General features: G+C 66.2%; 15 protein-coding genes and 1 tRNA gene. 6 read left to right on the top strand and 10 right to left on the bottom strand.

Annotated elements, in window-relative coordinates; all coding sequences use genetic code 11:
* Positions 1–36 precede the first annotated feature (36 nt).
* From ABF821_RS05385 to ABF821_RS05375, 3 genes are read right to left on the bottom strand one after another with little or no spacing between them, the layout of a single operon-like run.
* The gene (locus ABF821_RS05385; RefSeq protein WP_415529299.1) at positions 37–1,503 is read right to left on the bottom strand and encodes an efflux transporter outer membrane subunit; all 1,467 of its coding nucleotides are present in this window, start codon (positions 1,501–1,503) and stop codon (positions 37–39) included.
* Between the two features lie 2 nt (positions 1,504–1,505).
* A complete protein-coding gene (locus tag ABF821_RS05380) occupies positions 1,506–2,681 on the bottom strand; it encodes an efflux RND transporter periplasmic adaptor subunit (RefSeq protein ID WP_415529298.1) in 1,176 nt (391 codons plus the stop codon).
* Positions 2,674–5,859 (bottom strand): efflux RND transporter permease subunit, encoded by a 3,186-nt coding sequence (locus ABF821_RS05375; RefSeq protein ID WP_415529297.1) that lies wholly within the window; start codon positions 5,857–5,859, stop codon positions 2,674–2,676. Before ABF821_RS05375 ends, ABF821_RS05380 begins: the two co-directional genes overlap by 8 nt.
* A gap of 448 nt (positions 5,860–6,307) precedes the next feature.
* Between ABF821_RS05375 and ABF821_RS05370 the strand changes: the two genes are divergently transcribed.
* Positions 6,308–7,228: an AraC family transcriptional regulator N-terminal domain-containing protein gene (locus ABF821_RS05370; protein ID WP_415529296.1), complete on the top strand. Its 921-nt coding sequence runs from the start codon at positions 6,308–6,310 to the stop codon at positions 7,226–7,228.
* A 170-nt stretch (positions 7,229–7,398) separates the two neighbouring features.
* On the opposite strand, the gene yghU is transcribed toward ABF821_RS05370, so the two are convergent.
* Both yghU and ABF821_RS05360 read right to left on the bottom strand, forming a co-directional pair.
* The gene (gene yghU / locus ABF821_RS05365; protein ID WP_415529295.1) at positions 7,399–8,268 is read right to left on the bottom strand and encodes a glutathione-dependent disulfide-bond oxidoreductase; all 870 of its coding nucleotides are present in this window, start codon (positions 8,266–8,268) and stop codon (positions 7,399–7,401) included.
* 15 nt (positions 8,269–8,283) lie between these two features.
* Positions 8,284–8,988: a glutathione S-transferase family protein gene (locus ABF821_RS05360; RefSeq protein ID WP_415529294.1), complete on the bottom strand. Its 705-nt coding sequence runs from the start codon at positions 8,986–8,988 to the stop codon at positions 8,284–8,286.
* A gap of 117 nt (positions 8,989–9,105) precedes the next feature.
* On the opposite strand from ABF821_RS05360, the gene ABF821_RS05355 reads away from it, so the two are divergent.
* The gene (locus tag ABF821_RS05355) at positions 9,106–9,741 is read left to right on the top strand and encodes a TetR/AcrR family transcriptional regulator (protein WP_415529293.1); all 636 of its coding nucleotides are present in this window, start codon (positions 9,106–9,108) and stop codon (positions 9,739–9,741) included.
* A 3-nt stretch (positions 9,742–9,744) separates the two neighbouring features.
* Entirely contained in the window at positions 9,745–10,380 is a 636-nt protein-coding gene (locus ABF821_RS05350) for a LysE family translocator (RefSeq protein WP_415529292.1), read from the top strand.
* An 88-nt stretch (positions 10,381–10,468) separates the two neighbouring features.
* Here the strand turns inward: ABF821_RS05350 and ABF821_RS05345 are convergent.
* Positions 10,469–10,544, bottom strand: a tRNA-Asn gene (locus ABF821_RS05345).
* Between the two features lie 185 nt (positions 10,545–10,729).
* Here ABF821_RS05345 and ABF821_RS05340 point away from each other — a divergent pair.
* Entirely contained in the window at positions 10,730–11,806 is a 1,077-nt protein-coding gene (locus tag ABF821_RS05340; RefSeq protein ID WP_415529291.1) for an ABC transporter substrate-binding protein, read from the top strand.
* 19 nt (positions 11,807–11,825) lie between these two features.
* Here the strand turns inward: ABF821_RS05340 and attM are convergent, their stop codons facing one another.
* The 3 genes from attM to ABF821_RS05325 form a co-directional block, all read right to left on the bottom strand.
* Positions 11,826–12,617: an AttM family quorum-quenching N-acyl homoserine lactonase gene (gene attM / locus ABF821_RS05335; RefSeq protein ID WP_415529290.1), complete on the bottom strand. Its 792-nt coding sequence runs from the start codon at positions 12,615–12,617 to the stop codon at positions 11,826–11,828.
* A gap of 68 nt (positions 12,618–12,685) precedes the next feature.
* Positions 12,686–13,846: an iron-containing alcohol dehydrogenase gene (locus ABF821_RS05330; RefSeq protein ID WP_182973446.1), complete on the bottom strand. Its 1,161-nt coding sequence runs from the start codon at positions 13,844–13,846 to the stop codon at positions 12,686–12,688.
* A 58-nt stretch (positions 13,847–13,904) separates the two neighbouring features.
* Entirely contained in the window at positions 13,905–15,371 is a 1,467-nt protein-coding gene (locus ABF821_RS05325; protein WP_415529289.1) for an NAD-dependent succinate-semialdehyde dehydrogenase, read from the bottom strand.
* A 93-nt stretch (positions 15,372–15,464) separates the two neighbouring features.
* Between ABF821_RS05325 and ABF821_RS05320 the strand changes: the two genes are divergently transcribed.
* Positions 15,465–16,247, top strand: coding sequence for an IclR family transcriptional regulator (locus ABF821_RS05320; protein ID WP_415529287.1), 783 nt, complete (start codon positions 15,465–15,467; stop codon positions 16,245–16,247).
* Positions 16,248–16,262: 15 nt separating this feature from the next.
* Here ABF821_RS05320 and ABF821_RS05315 read toward each other — a convergent pair whose 3' ends face one another.
* Complete coding sequence (locus ABF821_RS05315) at positions 16,263–17,012, bottom strand: TetR/AcrR family transcriptional regulator (protein ID WP_415529286.1); 750 nt, start codon at positions 17,010–17,012, stop codon at positions 16,263–16,265.
* A 185-nt stretch (positions 17,013–17,197) separates the two neighbouring features.
* On the opposite strand from ABF821_RS05315, the gene ABF821_RS05310 reads away from it, so the two are divergent.
* Positions 17,198–17,843, top strand: a 646-nt coding sequence (locus tag ABF821_RS05310; protein WP_415529285.1) for a DUF2459 domain-containing protein, incomplete at its 3' end; no start/stop codon positions are given.

Raw genomic sequence — 17,843 nt, 5'->3', positions numbered from 1 at the left:
CGAACGGCGCGGCCGGAGCCGATGGGGCCGCGGGGCCTACAGGATATGGCCGGCGGCGGATGCGGTCGGGCGCGGCGGCGTCGTGCCGGCCCAGCCGCCGCCGAGGGTCTTGTAGAGGGTCACGCTGTTTTCCATGGTCTGGAGTTGGGTCGTGATGCCGGCGAGGCGGGCCGTGTAGAGGTCGCGCTGGGCCACCAGGGTGGTCAGGTACGGGTCGTAGCCGGCGCGGAAGCGGGCGAGGGCCAGGTGATATTGCCGGTCGTTGGCGGCGATCAGGGCATCCTGCGCGCGGCGCTGCTTCAGGTAGGTGTCGCGGCCGGCCAGGGCGTCGGCGACTTCGCGGAAGGCGGTCTGGATCGTCTTTTCGTAGCGGGCGATTTCTTCCTTCTTGCGCGCCTTCGCGACGCGGAGTTGGGCCGTCAGGCGGCCGGCGTCGAAAAGCGGTACGGTGATCTGGGGGGCGACGTTCCAGGCGCCCATGCCGCTCTGGAACAGGCGGGTGATGTTGTTGCTGGCGGTGCCGTTCGCCGCCGTGATCTGGATCTTGGGGAAGAACTCGGCTCGGGCGGCGCCGATATCGTCGTTCGCCGCGCGCAGCACGTCTTCCGCCGACAGGATGTCGGGCCGGCGGGCGATCATGTCCGATGGCAGGCCGGCCGGAACGTCGGGGAAAGCCGTGACGGCGTCGAGGGATGTGAGAGACTGCAAGCTCCGTGTCGTGGCGTCGTCCAGCGGGGTGCCGACCAGAAGCGTCAACTGGTCCAGGGCCTGGGCGCGTTGGCGGGTATAGATTTGCAGGCTGGTTTCGGCATCGTGCAGGGCGGATTCGGCCTGGGCCACGTCCAGCGCCGTGACCGTGCCCGTGTGGGCCGCCTGCAGGACCAGGTTGTACGTATGCTGGCGGCTGTCGAGCACCTGCTGGGTGACCAGGACGGCCTGGTTGTCCGCGACCCAGGTCAGCATGCCCGATGCCACGGCGGCGATCAGGCTCAACTGCATGTTCTCGCGGTTCAGCGCGTCGGCCATATAGCGGTCGAACGCGGCCTGCGAGGCGCTGCGGATGCGCCCCCACAGATCGACCTCATAGGCCGAAACGCCGAAGCCCACGGCGTACTGACGCATGTAGAATGGACCGTTGGTCTGCGACAGGCTCCAGATCCTGGCATATTCCTTCTGGACATTCGCCAGCGCACCGCCGTTCAGGGTGGGGAACAGCGCGGCATTTTCGATGTCGAACTGGGCGCTGGCGGCTTCGACCTGATGCTGGGCGATCCGCAGGTCGCGGTTGTTCGCCAGCGCCAGTTCGACCAGGTGGCGCATGACCGGATCGCGGTAGAAGCGCCGCCAGTCAGGCAGGTCGGTGCGGTCGGTGGCCTCGTTGCCCGTGGGCCACGCCGTTGCGACGGCGGGGGCAGGGCGGTGCCAGGCCGGGATCATGGTGCAGCCGGACAGCAGCAGGGCGAAGCCGGCGGCCAGTGGCGCGAAGGGTCTGATGGGCCGCACCGTCAGGCTCCCTTTGTCTCGGTATCGTGGTGGGGGGCTACGGTGCTGCCGTCATGCAGCCCGGAGGGTGGGTGGACGATGAGCTGGCTGCCGTCGGGGAGGTTGTCGAGGATCTCGATCCGGTCGCCGTAATCGCGCCCGACCGTGACGTGTCGCACCGTCACGCGGTTGTCGGGCGAGACGGTTTCGACCGACAGTCCATCGGCTTCGTAATTCAGGGCTTCGGCGGGGACCAGCGTGACCCCGTGCGTGCGCGGCAGGTCGAAATGCACGGTGGCGTAGACGCCGGATGCCAGTTGCCCATCCGGATTATCCAGTTCGATTTCGACGGGCAGCATGCGGCTGTCGCGTTCCAGCGCATGGCCGGTTCGCGTGACGGTGCCATTGAAACGCTGGTCGGGACGCGCGGGCAGCGAGAGTGCGGCCGGCGTGCCGACCGTGATGCCGGTGGCCTGGTCCTGGGGGACATGGACGCGGACGCGCAGCCGGTCGGTGCGGGCGACCACGAACAGCGGTGCCGCCTGGACGTTGTCGGCATCGACCAGGTCTCCGGCCTCGATCGTGCGGGCGGTCACCACGCCGTCGAAGGGCGCGGTGATGGTCGTGTAGGCCTGGCGCTGCGCAATGTCGGCCAGCGCGGCGCGTGCGGCTTCCTGTTCGGCCAGCCTTGCCTGCTGGGTGATGCGATCGACGTCGAAATTCTGCTGGCTGACGGCGCCGCCGCCGACCAGTCCTGCCGATCGCCGCGCCGTGACGCGCGCCAGATCAAGGTCGGCCTGGGCCTGCGCCAGTGCCGCCTGTGCCCGGGCGACCTGCCGGTCCAGTTCCGGGGCGCGGATCAGGGCCAGGACCTGGCCGGCATGGACCGGGGTGCCGATATCCACGAACCGTTTTTCGATGTAGCCCGAAGCCCTGGCGCCAATGGCCGCCGTTTCCAGCGGGGCGGTTTCGCCCGGCAGGTCCAGCGCCACCGGTGTCGTATCGGTGTGGACGCGCATCGTGAGCACTTCGGGGACCTGGTTGCGGCGGGTGTCGGCCAGCGCCCGGACGGCGCGGGCGTGCTCGACATGCGTGACCGCACCGTAGCCCAGCAGGGTTATCAGGCCCAGGCCGATCGCGGTGCCTGTCGTGCGGCCGGCGCGCGATGGCGGGGTGGCGGGGGAAGAGATGTCAGACATCGCGATAATCCTCGAGAAGGCGGCTCTCGTGCCGGCGCAGGCGGCTGTAGAGCCAGGGCACCACGAACAGCGTGGCGCAGGTTCCCACCATCAGGCCGCCGATCACGGCGCGGCCCAGTGGCGCGTTCTGTTCACCGCCATCGCCCAGCCCCAGCGACATCGGCAGCATGCCGATCACCATGGCCAGCGATGTCATCAGGATCGGGCGCAGGCGCGCCTGTCCGGCGGCGATCGCGGCCTCGGCCGCCGAATGTCCGTCGGCGCGGCGTTCCTTGGCGAAGGTGACGAGCAGGATCGAATTGGCGCTGGCGACGCCGACGCTCATGATCGCGCCCATCAGCGAGGGGACGGAGAAGGTCGTGCCGGTGACGAACAGCATGAAGACGATGCCGCACATCGCGCCGGGCAGGCCCAGCACCACCACGAACGGGTCGGTGAAGGACTGGAAATTGACCACCATCAGCAGGTAGACGGCCAGCGCCGCCACCATCAGCCCGATGCCCAGCCGGCCGAAGGCCGAGCGCATGCTGTCGATCTGGCCTTGCACCGTGATGGTGTTACCGGGTGACAACTGGCCGCGATGGCGGGCGACGATCTGGTCGATGGCGCGCGCGATGCTACCCAGGTCGCGTCCTTCGACGCTGGCGTCGATATCGAGAACCGGCTGGATATTGCTGTGTGAAATCACGTTCTGCGCCATGCCGCGGGAGATCGTGGCGACGCTGCTGAGCAGGGACGGTGTAGCGGTCGCGCCCCGGGCGGGGGAAATCACGGTGTTCAGCAGGTCGCCCAGCCCGTTGACGCGATATTGCGGCGTCTGCACCGCCAGGGGGTACTGGATGCCGGTGGCGGGATCGACCCAGAAATTGGGCGTGACGGTATTGGACGAGGCCATCGAGACCATGACGTTGCGTGCGACGTCGTTCAGCGTCAGCCCCAGATCCTCGGCCCTGACCCTGTCGATGGCGATCAGCAGTTCGGGGGCCGCGATCTGCTGGTGCAGGTGTACGTCCACCAGTCCGGGGATCTGCGCGGCCTCGTGCAGGATGGCGCGCATCACCTTGCGATTGTTGGCCTGGTCGTAGCCGGCGATGCGGATATCGACCTGGGCCGGGATGCCGAAATTCAGGATCTGGGTGACGATGTCCGCCGGCTGGAAATAGAACACGCAGTCGGGGAAGCGCCGGGCCAGTTCGGTGCGCAGCGTGCGGATATAATCGGCGGTGGGGCGGTGATGCTCCTTCAGCGCCACCATGATCTGTCCGTCATTGGGGCCGATCGTGGTGCCGTCGTCGAACGGCATGCTGTAGCGGAATGGAATGCCGATATTGTCCAGAACCAGGTCGCGCTCGCTGTCCGGCACGATCTGGCGGATCGTGTCTTCGACGCGGTCGAAGATCTTCTCGGTGCTTTCGATCCGCGTGCCGGCGGGGGCGCGGACATGCAGGCGGAATTCGCCCGCATCGATGGAGGGAAAGAAATCCTGGCCGACCTGGGTGGCCACGAGGGCCGCTGCCACCAGCATGATGCCTGCCAGTGCGGGTACCTTCCAGGAACTGGCGATCAGCCGGTGCAGCAGGGCGACATAGCGGTCGCGCAGACGTTCGAAATGATGGTCGAACCTTTGCCCGAAGCGGGCGATGCGGCCGGGTGGCAGGCCGGCTTCCCGCCGCCGTCTGGCCTGTTCTTCTTCCGCCCCCAGCAGCAGGGCGGCCAGGATCGGCACCAGCGTGCGGCTGATGGCGTAGGAGGCCAGCATGGCGTAGACCACGGCCAGAGCCATCGGCGTGAACAGGAAGCGTGACGGGCCGGTCAGGAATTCCACCGAGACGAACACGCAGGAAATCGCCAGCGTGGAGACCAGGGTGGGCAGCGCGATGCCGGCGGCGCCGTCCAGGACGGCACGCCGCAGTTCGGCGCCGTCGTGGCGGATGCGGTGGATGTTCTCGATCGTGACCGTGGCGTCGTCGACGAGGATGCCGACAGCCAGGGCCAGGCCGCCCAATGTCATCAGGTTCAGGGTCTGGCCCGTCATCGAAAGAATGGCGATCGAGGACAGGATGGCCAGCGGGATCGAGGCCGCGACGATCAGCGTCGAGCGCCAGCTTGCCAGGAAGGCCAGGATCATCGCCGCCGTCAGCAGGCCGGCGATCACGGCTTCGGACGCCACGCCGGAGATGGCGGCCTTGACGAAGACCGACTGGTCGAACAGTTCGTCGATCTTCATGCCCGGCGGCGCCGCGGCGCGGGTGACCGGCAGCACCTTGTCGCGGATGGCGTTGACCACGTCGAGCGTCGAGGCGTTGCCGGCCTTCATGATCGACAGCAGCACCGAGCGTTGCCCTTCGCGGCGCACGACATTCTGCTGCACCGCCGTGCCGTCGCGCACCTGCGCCACGTCGGCGATGCGCACGATGGCGCCGGTCCTGGGGTCGCGCTTCAGGGGCACCTGATTGAGCTGGGCCGCGATGTTGGGCATGCCGTTCATGCGCAGATCGTATTGCGTGGGGCCGAACTTGGTCGTCCCGGCGGGCAGGGTGAGGTTCTGTGCATTGATGGCGTTGGACACGTCCAGCGGCGTCAGCCCCAGGCCGGCCAGTCTTGTGCTGTCGATATCCACCATGACCTGGCGGATCTTGCCGCCATAGGGCGGCGGCAGCATCGTGCCGGGAATGGGGGCGAGCTGCTGGCGGATGCGATAGACGCCGTAATCGTACAGTTCGCTCTCGGTCAGGTGGTCGGATGACAGCGAGAGTTGCAGCACGGGCACGGACGAGGCGCTGTACTGCATGATGATCGGCGGTTGCACGCCGGGCGGCAGGAAGGAGCGGATCGAGTTCGTGGCCGAGACGGTCTGCGCCACCGCCAGGTCGACATTCACGCCGGGTTGGAAATACAGCTTTTGCAGCACCAGGCCGGGGGTGGTCTGACTTTCGATGGTGCGCAGGTTGTTGACGAAGAAGCTCTCGGAAAATTCCGTATAGGTGCTGAGGCGTTTTTCCGTTTCGGCCGCGTCCAGCCCGTCATAGTACCAGACGACCGTCACCACCGGGATATCGATGGCGGGGAAGACGTCGGTGGGCGTGCGAAAAAGTGCCGTGACCCCCATGAGCAGGATCAGGACGCCGGTGACGAAGAACGTATATGGCCGTCGGAGCGCGAATGCGACGATACCCATGGGTCTCTCTATGTGATGGATGGACCGGATGCCTGGGCGTTCCGGAGGCAATGGCTGGGGCGGTCCGCCGAATTTTCCGTTCGTGTCCGGCATGAACCGAACGGAGGCGTCGAGGGGGCCGTATGGTCGGATCATGCAACCTGGAAGGATCGGGGCGGTAGAGCGATCCGCTCTTGTTCTTGCATGATTCGCGCCGATGCGGCGGCCTGGGAAGGGAGGCGATGGGCTCTCTCTGTTATATCATTTTGTATAATATGACATTTTTTGTTGATTTTTTCTTGCCACGATGAGGGGTTGGCATGATCCGATCAAATGATTGCACAATCCTCCTGATGGCTCGGAAAAGTCGTGTGATCGGATCGGGCATGCGTTAACGTGACGGAGAATGAGGGAGGCTTTCGTGACCTGCCCGGATGATCCGGATGGGGGCTGGCTTTCGGAGGGTTGGATGCACGCTATGCTCGACCGCCTGCGCGATACGATCGAACGGCATTGCGTCGCCCCGACCACGGAGACCGCTATTCCGGGCCTGCTGCTGTTTCGGGCCGACGCGCCGACCACGCCGATGAGCGTGGTGTACGAGCCGCGTTTCTGCGTGATCGTGCAGGGCAGCAAGCAGGTCATGCTGTGCGATCAGATCTTTGATTATGATGCCAGCAAATATATGGTGACCGCGGTCGACCTTCCGGTGTACGGCCATATTACCCACGCCAGCCCCGAGGCGCCTTATCTCGCGCTCTGCCTGACGCTGGACCCGGCCGATATTGCGGATGTACTGCTGGAACTGCGCGATGCGCCCGAAGACCTTTCTCATCAGTGCCCGCGTTGTCTGACGGTTAGTGCCCTGACACGGAATGTCCTGGACCCGGTGACGCGACTGGTGGGGTTGCTCGATACGCCGGAGGATATCGTCTTCCTCCGTCGCCTGGCGGTGCGGGAACTGCTTTATCGCCTGTTGCAAGGGCCGCAGGGGAGCGTTCTGCGGCAGATCGCCACTGCCGGCAGCAATCTGTCACATCTGAACCGGGCGATCGCCTGGATCAGGGATCATTATGCCCAGGCCTTCGATATCGCGGAGGTCGCGCGGTTGGCGGGGATGAGCCCGTCATCGTTTCATCGGCATTTCAGGGCTGCGACCATGATGAGCCCGCTGCAATATCGTACCCGCCTGAGGTTGCAGGAGGCGCGGCGGCAATTGATGGGCAATGCGGTGGACGCCGCCGAGGTGGGCTTTGCTGTGGGGTATGACAGTCCGTCGCAGTTCAGCCGCGAATATCGCCGCATGTTCGGCAACCCGCCGGCGCGGGATGCACAGCGCATACGGGCGGAGAATGCTGTGGAGGCGCGGGTGCTGGAGGCGGCGGTCTAGAAACGCCCTTGATGATTGGCGGGGTATGGAATCGTCGGTGTCCGTCATAGGGGGCTACCGAGGTCGTCGTGCCTGCGGGAAGATTGGTTGTACGTGATCCTGACAGCAATCTTCGGCTGAGGGAGCCGCTCCTCTCGCATCGGGCTGACGATGCGGAGGAGCGGGGGTGCCTATTCGGCGGTGTTGCGTTTGTCCTGCGTCCCTGTCTGGAAATCGCTGGCGTCATGGCGTTCGTGAAGCTGGCTGGACGGTTCGCCGCTGGTGCGGTTGACCATGCGGCCGCGCTGGACGGCGGGACGGGCCAGCAGGCGGTCGGCCCAGGCTTGCAGATGTTTGTAGTCCTGCACGCTCAGGAACTCGGCTGACGCGCCGTAGAGCCAGCCTTTGGCCAGGCCGCCATACCACGGGAAGATCGCCATGTCGGCGATGGTGTAGCTGTCGCCGGCGATGTACGGGGTTTCCGCCAGGCGGCGGTCCAGCACGTCGAGCTGGCGTTTGACCTCCATCGCGAAACGGTCGATCGCATATTCGATCTTGTGCGGCGCGTAGGCATAGAAATGGCCGAAGCCGCCGCCGAGATAGGGGGCGCTGCCGACCTGCCAGAACAGCCAGTTGAGGCATTCGGTGCGTCCGGCAATGTCCTTCGGCAGGAAGGCGCCGAATTTTTCGGCCAGGTAGAGCAGGATGGAGCCGGATTCGAAGATGCGGAGGGGTTCCGGTCCGCTGTGATCGACCATGGCGGGGATCTTGGAGTTCGGGTTGACGGCGACGAAGCCGCTGCCGAACTGGTCGCCGGCGCCGATATTGATCAGCCACGCATCATACTCGGCCCCCGCATGACCGGCGGCCAGCAGTTCCTCCAGCATGATCGTGACCTTCACGCCGTTGGGGGTGCCGAGCGAATAGAGCTGGAGCGGGTGCCGGCCGACCGGGAGCGCCTTGTCGTGCGTGGGGCCGGCGATCGGGCGATTGATGTTGGCGAACTGGCCGCCGTTTGCGCTGTTCCAGGTCCAGATCCTGGGCGGGGTGTAATCGGTCATGGTGATGCTCCGGTATCAGGGTGTGGGCGGGTAGTTGGACGGGAACAGGGCCCGGAGCGATTGTTCGTCCGTGGCCGTCTTGAAGACATGATCCTGCCCGACGGCGCGGGCGCGGGCCACCGCGGGGCGCGCGTCGATGGTCTGGAAGAAACGCTTCAGGTGCGGCCACGGCGCCAGCGGGTCATCCGTCGTGTTCATGACCCGTGCCACGCGGTCGATCCAGCCCCAGGCGGACATGTCGGCAATGGTATAATGCGTGCCGGCGAGATAGGCGCGGTCTTTCAGATGGTCGTTCAAGACCTGGTAATGACGCTCGGCCTCGCGTCGATAGCGATTGATGGCGTACGCCTGATCCCCTGGCGCGAAATACTGGAAATGCACCGCCTGGCCGGAATAAGGCCCCAGGCCGGTGGCGATGAACATCAGCCAGGACAGCAGGTCCGGCCGGTCGGCCGGGGTGCCGAGAAAGCGGCCGGTCTTTTCGGCAAGATAGAGCAAAATGGCCGTGGAATCGAAAACGCGCGCCGGTTTGCCGTCTGGCCCGTCGGGATCGACGATCGCGGGGACCTTGCCGTTGGGGTTGATGGCGCGGAAGGCCGGGTCATGCTGTTCGCCCTTGCGGGTGTCGATGGGGACGACCGTGTAGGGCAGGCCGCTTTCTTCGAGGAACAGCGCGACCTTCGCGGGGTTGGGGGTGGGGTGGAAATAAAAGCGGATCATGAAGCCTCCAGTCTATCGGGGCGCATGGGAACGGGGTGTTTTAGTACGCGCGTTACAGAATGACGTGTGGCGTTGCGTATGGCAAGATGGGTCGATGACCCGTGGATGGATGTTGGAATGGCGCGTCCGAGAGAATTTGACGAAGAGGCCGTGCTGGATGGGGCGGTCGCGTGCTTCTGGCGGCAGGGGTTCGATGCGACGTCGATCCGCGATTTGGTCGGCGAGACGGGGCTGACCGCCGCCAGTCTGTATAATGCCTTTGGGGACAAGCGGTCGTTGTTTCGGCTGGCGCTGGAACGGTATATCGAAGCGGGGATCGGCCCGCGCATTGCGCGATATGAGGCCATGACGCCGCTGGAGGGCGTGCGGGGCTATCTGGAAGACGTGATGGCGCGCTCGTTGAACGACCCGGAGAACAAGGGGTGCATGGTGGTGAACGCCGCGCTGGAATTCGCGGCGCGGGATGCCGAGTTCCGGCCGGTGATCGTGGGCACGTTCGCCCGGATCGAAGCGTTCTTTCTGGACTGTATCGAACGGGGCCAGCAGGATGGCAGTATCACGCGCCTGCTGGCGGCGGCGGATCTGGCCCGGCATTGTCTGGCCGTGTTGATGGGGGTGCGCGTTCTGGTGCGGGTCCGCCCTGAACGCACCGTGTTGAACGGGGCGGTCGCGGCCCTGATGGCGTCGCTGGCGGCGGGGCCGGGCGAGCGGGCGGATGCCAGCCCGGTCGGTGCCATATCACGAGAGGATTGAAGAATGATCTTGCCCGTAACGCATCTTGCCGCGTTCGCTCTGGTCGCGCTGGGGATGGCGCTGACCCCCGGACCGAACATGATCTATCTGATTTCGCGTTCGATATGTCAGGGGCCGCGTGCGGGACTGGTCTCGCTGGGCGGGGTCGCTCTGGGGTTCGTCTTCTACATGGTCTGTGCCGCGTTCGGGATCACGGCGCTGGTGATGGCGGTGCCGTATGCCTACGATGCGCTGCGGCTGGGCGGTGCGGCCTACCTGCTCTTTCTGGCGTGGCAGGCGATCCGGCCCGGTGGGCGCTCGCCGTTTCAGGTGCGGGCGCTGGCGGCGGATGGCAATCGGCGGCTGTTCCTCATGGGGTTCATGACCAATCTGCTGAATCCCAAGATCGCCGTCATGTATCTGTCGCTGCTGCCGCAATTTACCGTGCCCGGTTCGTCGATGCTGGCGCAGATCCTGATGCTGGGGGCCATGCAGATCGGCATCAGTGTGCTGGTCAATGCCGCCATTGCGCTGTCTGCGGGGAGAATGGCGATGTTTCTTGAAACCAGGCCGGGTTTTGCCAAGGCCCAGCGGTGGATCATGGCTACTGTGCTGGGCGGGTTGGCGGCGCGGATGCTGACCGAGCATCGGGGCGCATAGATCGCGGGGCGCATAGACCTCGGGCTCGGGTTCCGGCGGGGGGCATTCTCCGCCGGGTGAGCGGTGCATCGTTTTATGATGGAAAGGGTGGCTCCCGAAGTAGGACTCGAACCTACGACCCAGCGATTAACAGTCGCTTGCTCTACCAACTGAGCTATTCGGGATCAGCGCCGGGGCACCGTATAGCGGAGGTTCGGGACGGAGGTAAACCCCCTGATGCGTTTTTTTTTGACGGCTAGGAGAGGAGGCCCCAACCATGCGATGAAGCCTCGTGCGCGATGACCTGCATTGCGCCGGAGAGGGGCTGAAGGGGGCCTGGGACGGGGATGGATCAGAAGGCCGGTCATCCATGCGTGGCCTGACGCGGCGGCGCCTGCTGCTTGGCGCGGGCGGTGCGACGGCAGGGGCGGCCGTCGTGGGCGCCTTGGTGGTGCATTATCAGCGCCCCCGGCCGGTGGTGATGCACAAGGTCGTGCTGGATGGTCGGGCGCGGCGGATGGTCCTGTCCTGGCCGTCGTCGAATCGTCTGTTGTTCCATGTCGCGCAGGCGCGGTTTTTCGGCACGTACAATCTGGACGTGACGCTGGTGGATGGGGCGCGAACCGGCCGGACGACCATCGCCGATGTGGTGGAAGGACGGGCCGTGGGCGCGGCGGCGCCGATTCTGACCTGGCTGGACCGTTACCGTCTTGGCCCGATTCCGGTGCATCTGGTCACCGGTCTGCAATCGGGGGGCTTTCGCCTGCTGGTGCGGCGTGGGGTCAAGGGCTCGCGGCTGGATAATGTCGCCGGTATGCGCATTGCGGTGACGGACCAGGATATGGCCGACCGGCTGTTCTTCTCGGTCATGATGCGGCGCAAGGGCATCAATCCGGACGATGCGGTGCATTGGGTGACGCTGGCGCCGGCGCAGATCGAAGACGCCGCGCGGGCTGGCGAGGTCGATGCCGTGGCGGCGCACGATCCGCTGGCGTGGCAATGGCTTCACGCGCCCGATCCGCTGTTCTTTGAACTGGCGAACAGCACGACCGGGCATTACAGCCAACGGACCAATCTGGCCCTCGGCCTCTCCGACGCCCTGTTGCGGTCCGACCCGGTGGGGGCCGCGTCGCTGGTGATGGCGCTGCGCGCGGCCTCGGACTGGGTCCGCCAGCATCCCGACGAGGCCGCCGGGCTGATGGCCGAGGCGACGGATGGCATGGATGCCGCCCAGATCCTGGCCATGCTGCGGCATGAAAGCCTGGGGATCAGCCCCGTGGGGCATGACCTGCGGGTGCAGGTGTCGCAATATGTGGATGAAATGAAGCTGCTGGATCGCGTGCCCGATGCGGTCGGTTCGGCCGCTTATGCGCGGCGGCTGTGCGTCAATGTGCTGGAGGCCGATGAATCCGGCGCGCTGCTGATTCCGGATGCCGGGCCGGCCTGACGCCCGGCCCGGCATCCGTTCAGTCGTAGAATTCGGGCGCCTGCCGGAAGTGGGGCCAGGCCTCGGGGTCGTGACCGGTGACGATCCGGGCGGCGGTGCGTTCGGCCAGGGCGTGCAGTTTGCGCACCGAGCGCACGCTGTCGATCGTCGAGGTGAGGAAGCCGGGCAGGGAGCGTTCCGCCCAGTGATCGAGCGTGTAGGCGGCGTCGATCGTCAGCAGGGTGGCGCCGGTTCCCGGCAGGCGGACCAGGAACGACATGTGACCCGGTGCGTGGCCGGGTGTGAACACCGTGGTCAGCACGCCGTCGCCATATAGGTCGTGATGGTCGTCCGCGAGGCCGTTGAGGAACTGCCATTTCAGACCGGGACGGTCGAAATCGCGCCGGATATAGCCGCCCGCCGCGAACCAGTCGGGCGCGTAGGCATAGTCGTATTCCGCCTGCTGGACGATGTGGGTGGCGTTTGGAAAACGGCCGATCGCGCCGGTATGGTCCAGATGCAGGTGCGATTGCAGGACATGGCGCACGTCCTCGGGCCGGATGCCCAGGCGGGCGAGCTGGGCCACGCATCCGTCCGCCTCGGTCATCACGGGCCAGTAGGTGTCGCAGATCGCGCCCCAGTAGCCGCGCGGGTCGGTCGCGACCTCGACGGCGTTGCCGCCGTCGATGATCGTGTGGCCCTTGGGATGCGTGATCAGGAAGAAGGGAATCGGGATTTCATAGTCCGCGCCGTTGCCTTCGTTCATCTTGATGTTGTGCAGCTTGCATTTTACGGACCCGCTCTGGAACATGTACAGCCGGATATCGGTCATGGTGGGGCGTCTTCGTGGCTTGGGCCGTTTGCCGGCCTCGTGGTTTCGACTGGATTTCGCCGGGCGGTTCAGAAGGCCTCGCGATACAGGGCCAGGGCGTCTTCTTCGGTGATTTCGACCGGGTTGTTGACCAGGAGCCGGGTCTGTTTCATGGCGTCGCGGGCCAGCATGGCGAGGCTGTTGTCGGTCACCTTGACATCGCGCAGCCGGCGGGGGGCGCCGCTTTCGTCCATCAGCGTCATCATATGCGTGACGAAGGCGGCCGCGCGGGTGTGGATGTCGCCTTCGCCCGGCGCGCCGACGACATCGGCCAGTTCGGCATAAAGCGGGGCGGCGATGCGGGCGTTGTAGCGCAGCACCGGCCCCAGCATCAGCGCGTTGGTCAGGCCGTGGGGCAGGTGGTAATGGCCGCCCAGCGGATAGGCCAGCGCATGGACGGCGGCGACCGGCGCGTTGGCGAAAGCCTGGCCGGCGAACAGGGCGCCCAGCAGCATGTTTTCGCGCGCCGCGCGGTTGTGGCCGTCGCGGCACGCGGGCAGCAGGTTGGCCGACAGCAGGCGCAGCGCCTCGCGCGCCAGCATGTCCGAGATCGGGTTTTTCCGGAATTTCGACGTATAAGCCTCGATCGCGTGGACCATGGCGTCGATGCCCGTCGCCGCCGTGTGGATCCGCGGCAGGCCGACCGTCAGCGCGGCATCGAGCAGGACGAAATCGCCGTAGAGCTGGGGGGAGACGACGCCCATCTTGGTCGTCTCGCCCGTGGTGATGATCGAGATGTTGGTGACTTCGGACCCCGTGCCGGCCGTGGTCGGGATCAGGGCCAGGGGCAGGCGCGTGCCGGTGACGTTGCCGACGCCGTACATCGAGGCCAGATCCTGTGCCGACCCCGCCGTGACGGCGATGAGCTTGGCGATGTCCAGCGACGAGCCGCCGCCCAGTCCGATGACGATATCCGCCCCCTGTGCCCGTGCGGCGGCCGTGCAGTCCAGGACCACGCTTTCCGGCGGATCGGCGACGACATCGTCGAAGAGCGTGACCTGAAAGCCGGCCTGTTCCAGCGAGGTCCGCACCGGGTCGATCAGTCCGGCGCGGACCAGTCCGGCATCGGTGACCAGCAGGGCCGAGCGGGCAGCGAACCGCCCGGCCAGTGTCTCGCCCAGGCGGCCTGCGCCGCCCCATTCCACATGGATATGGGGGACCGTGGTGAAGCCGAAGGGAGTGAAGGTCATATCGTTATTCTCTTTTGATCTTGTTTTTTGAACGATACTGGCCCGATGCCGGTTTTTTTTAGCCTATGGCGGAGCAGAGATATTTGATTTCCAGATATTCCTCGATGCCGTGACGCGAGCCCTCGCGGCCCAGGCCGGACTGCTTGATGCCGCCGAAGGGCGCGACCTCGTTGGAGATCAGGCCGGTATTGTGGCCGACCATGCCGTATTCCAGGGCCTCGGCGACGCGCCAGACCCGGCGGACGTTCTCGGTATAGAAATAGGCCGCCAGACCGAATTCGGTGTCGTTGGCCATGGCGATGACCTCCTCCTCGGTCTCGAAGCGGAAGAGGGGGGCGACGGGGCCGAAGGTTTCCTCGCGCGCGACCTTCATCTTCTGGGTGACGCCGGTCAGGATCGTCGGTTCGTAGAAATTGCCGCCGAGCGGGGGTTGCCTGCCGCCCGTCACCAATGTCGCGCCCTGGGCCAGTGCGTCGGCGACGTGGGATTCGACCTTTTGGACCGCGGCCTCGTCGATCAGCGGGCCGACGGTGACGCCGGGCTCGGTGCCCCGGCCGAGTTTCATTGTCCGCACCGTCTCGGCCAGGCGGGCGGCGAAGGCGTCATGGATGCCGGACTGGATGTAGAGCCGGTTGGCGCAGACGCAGGTCTGGCCGGCATTGCGGTATTTCGAGGCCAGCGCTCCTTCGATCGCCGCGTCGAGGTCCGCGTCGTCGAAGACGATGAAGGGGGCGTTGCCGCCCAGTTCCAGGCTGAGTTTCTTGATGGTGGGGGCGGACTGGGCCATCAGGATGCGCCCGACCTCGGTGGAGCCGGTGAAGGACAGCTTGCGCACCACGTCCGACCCGGTCAGCACGCCGCCGATGGCGCGGGCATCGCCGGTGATGACTTGCAGGACGCCGGCCGGGACGCCTGCCCGTTCGGCCAGCACGGCCAGGGCCAGCGCGGTCAGCGGCGTCTGTTCGGCCGGTTTGACGATCATGGTGCAGCCGGCCGCGAGTGCCGGCGCCGCCTTGCGGGTGATCATGGCGGCGGGGAAGTTCCACGGCGTGATCGCGGCGCAGACGCCGACCGGCTGCTTGATGACCAGCAGCCGCTTGTCGGCGGTGGGGGCGGGGATCGTCTCGCCGTAGATGCGCTTGGCTTCCTCGGCGAACCATTCGATGAACGAGGCGGCATAGAGGACCTCGCCCTTCGCCTCGGCCAGGGGTTTGCCCTGTTCGGCGGTCATCAGCGCCGCCAGGTCGTCGGCGTTCGCGATCACCAGATCGAACCAGCGGCGCATGATGGCGCCCCGATCCTTCGCGGTGCGGGCCGACCAGGCGGGCAGGGCGCGGGCGGCCGACGCGATGGCCGCTTCGGCCTCGGCCGCGCCCAGATCGGGCACCTGGCCGACGATCTGCCCGGTGGCCGGGTCGGTCACGGGCGTGGTGCGTCCTGGGGCGGAGCCTCCGGGCGCTGTGATCCATTTTCCGTCGATCAGGCAGTCCGACCGCAGAAGGGTCGGGTCTTTCAGCATTACCATTGCCGTCTCCCTATCGTTCAATATATTGAACGGATGGTCATCATGATGAACTGTGGGAGCGTCGCGCTTCTTCGGTCAAGGTGGGAGGGGGCGGTGGAAGGTCACGATCAGATCAGGTCCGCCGGGGCGCATGTGCCCGCGCTGCGCCGGGCGGTGGCGATTCTGGACCATGTTGCGGCGTCTTCCGACGCGCCGACGCCCTCCGGACTGGCGCGCGCGCTGGGGTTGCCCAAGAGCACCGCGCATGGGCTGGTGCAGGCGATGGAGGAACTGGGGCTGCTGGTGCGCGCGGCTGACGGCAGCCTGCGAACGGGGCCGCACCCCTTGCGGTGGGCGTGCGATTTCCTGGCCCGGACCGATCTGGTCTCGGTCTTCCGGCATGCCATCGCGGACACGCGGCGATTCGACCGGTTCACCGTGACGATGACGGTGCTGGACGGGGGTGAGGTGGTTTATATCGCCTGTTCGGATGCCAGCCGTCCGCTGGACGTGACGTTTCGGATCGGCATGCGTCTGCCCGCCCCCTTCACCGCGACGGGCAAGGCGCTGTTGGCGGCCCGGCCGGAGCGGGACCTGGACGGACTGTTCGCGCAGGGATTTCCGGCGCCGCTGACGCGCTACAGCGTTGCCTCGCTGCCCGCTCTGCGGCGGGAACTGGTCGAGACGCGGGAGCGGGGCTTTTCGATCGACGATGGGCAGATCCGCGAGGGGCTGTTCTGCCTGGGGGCGACGGTTGGCGACCATACCGGCCACGCCGTGGCGGCGCTGGCGCTGTCGCTTACGCGCAGCGAGGCCACGCCGGAGGTGATCGCGACATTGGGGCGCAGCCTGGTCGAGGCTGCCGCCGACCTGTCGCGCCGGCTGGGGGGCGGCTGACCGGCGTTGCCGGTCTTATGCCGCCGCGCGGCGTTTGCGGGCCGGGGTTTCCTTTGGGGCGGCCTTCGTGCTGCTTTTCGTCGTGCCCTTGGTGCGCTGCGTCGTCTGGGCGTCGTGGCGGAAGATCGCGAGGATCTGCATCGCGATCTCGGCACGGGACATGCGGCCTTCGTGGTACCAGGTATCCGCCGTGTTGAGCAGGCGCAGCAGCAGGATGCGATAGATCTGGCGGTCCATCTCCGGCGGCAGGGGCAGGGCGTCGACGATGTCGCGGAAGATGGTTTCGAACTCGTCGCGCTTCTTGACGAGGGCGGCTTTCACCTCCTCGGGCACCGAGCGGAAATTGTTCATGATCGGCAGGGTGAGGGATTCGGCATTGAGCTGGATTTCCAGCATCTCGCTGCATGCGGCCTCCAGCCTGGCCCATGGCGCGGTGTGCGGGGCCATGGCGGCGCGCACCCGCCGTGCCGCCGCGTCCAGCGCCCGGTCGTGGATTTCGATGAACAGGGCCTCTTTCGAGCGGATATGGTAGTATAGCGATCCGCCCATCATGCCGGCCCGTTCGGCGATCTCGCGGATCGATGTCGCCTTGTAGCCATATTCGGCGAACAGCTTGGCGGCGATTTCCAGGATTTCCTGCCGGCGTTCCGGGTTCGGGACGGTATCGGCCGTCGCGGGGGCCTGTGTGCGGCCGCGCCGGGCCGGACGGGCCGGGGGATCGTCATGCGTCCTGTTCGAACCGGTGGTTTTCTGCCTCACGCTCACGCCGACCTGTGCTCCTGATGCCTGCTTTCCGGTAATTCTTAATGCATGGCCGGTTCATGTTCCATGGTCTGATGGGCGGTCTGGCCGAAAGGGCGTGTTTCGCGCGTCCGCGTCCGGCGGGTTCGCACGCTGTCATGTGCGATGAGGTATGCGTCTTTTCGGTCCGGGCAGGACCGTGGAATGGCATGAAGGGTCGATATTCGGGACATGGAAAGCCGGTCTGTCCGGGGGCGCTGTCGATGCGCATGACGCGTGGGTGTGCCGTTTCACGGCGTCTGCCGGTTCTGGCTGCCTTGGGATTGCTGCTGGCCGGCTGTGCCGGGACCGGCCGCACCCCCGACTGCCGGGCCGTGGGCGGCAATGCGGTCTATCTGGTCGATCGGGGGTGGCATACCGAAATCGGCGTGCCGGTGGCCGCACTCTCCGGCCCGCTGGCGGTTTATCGCGAGATCTTTCCCGGCGCGCGGACCGTTCTGTTCGGTTACGGCAAGAAGACGTTCTTCACCGCACCGGCGTCCAGCGTGGAAGAATATCTGATCGGACCGTTTCCCGGCCCGGCCGTGGTGCAGGTCTTTGCCATGACCACCACGCCCGATCGGGCCTATGGCCCGGAAGCCGTGGTGGTGCTGCCGATGAGCCGGGAGGAGACCGATCGTCTGTCGGAATTTATCGGGGGGGATCTGGAGCGAGGGCGGGACGGCCGGCCACGGTTGATCGCGGTCGGCCATCGGCCGGAGAGCCTGTTTTATGCGGCGCGCAGCCGCTACACGCTGTTCCATACCTGTAACGGATGGGTGGCGCGGGCGCTGGGCCGGGCGGGCCTGCAGGTTT

This window comes from Gluconacetobacter sp. (assembly GCF_047721585.1).
GTDB classification, from domain to species: domain Bacteria; phylum Pseudomonadota; class Alphaproteobacteria; order Acetobacterales; family Acetobacteraceae; genus Gluconacetobacter; species Gluconacetobacter dulcium.
Note: the sequence above shows the minus strand (reverse complement) of the source record. Positions and strands in the feature narration are given on the sequence as shown.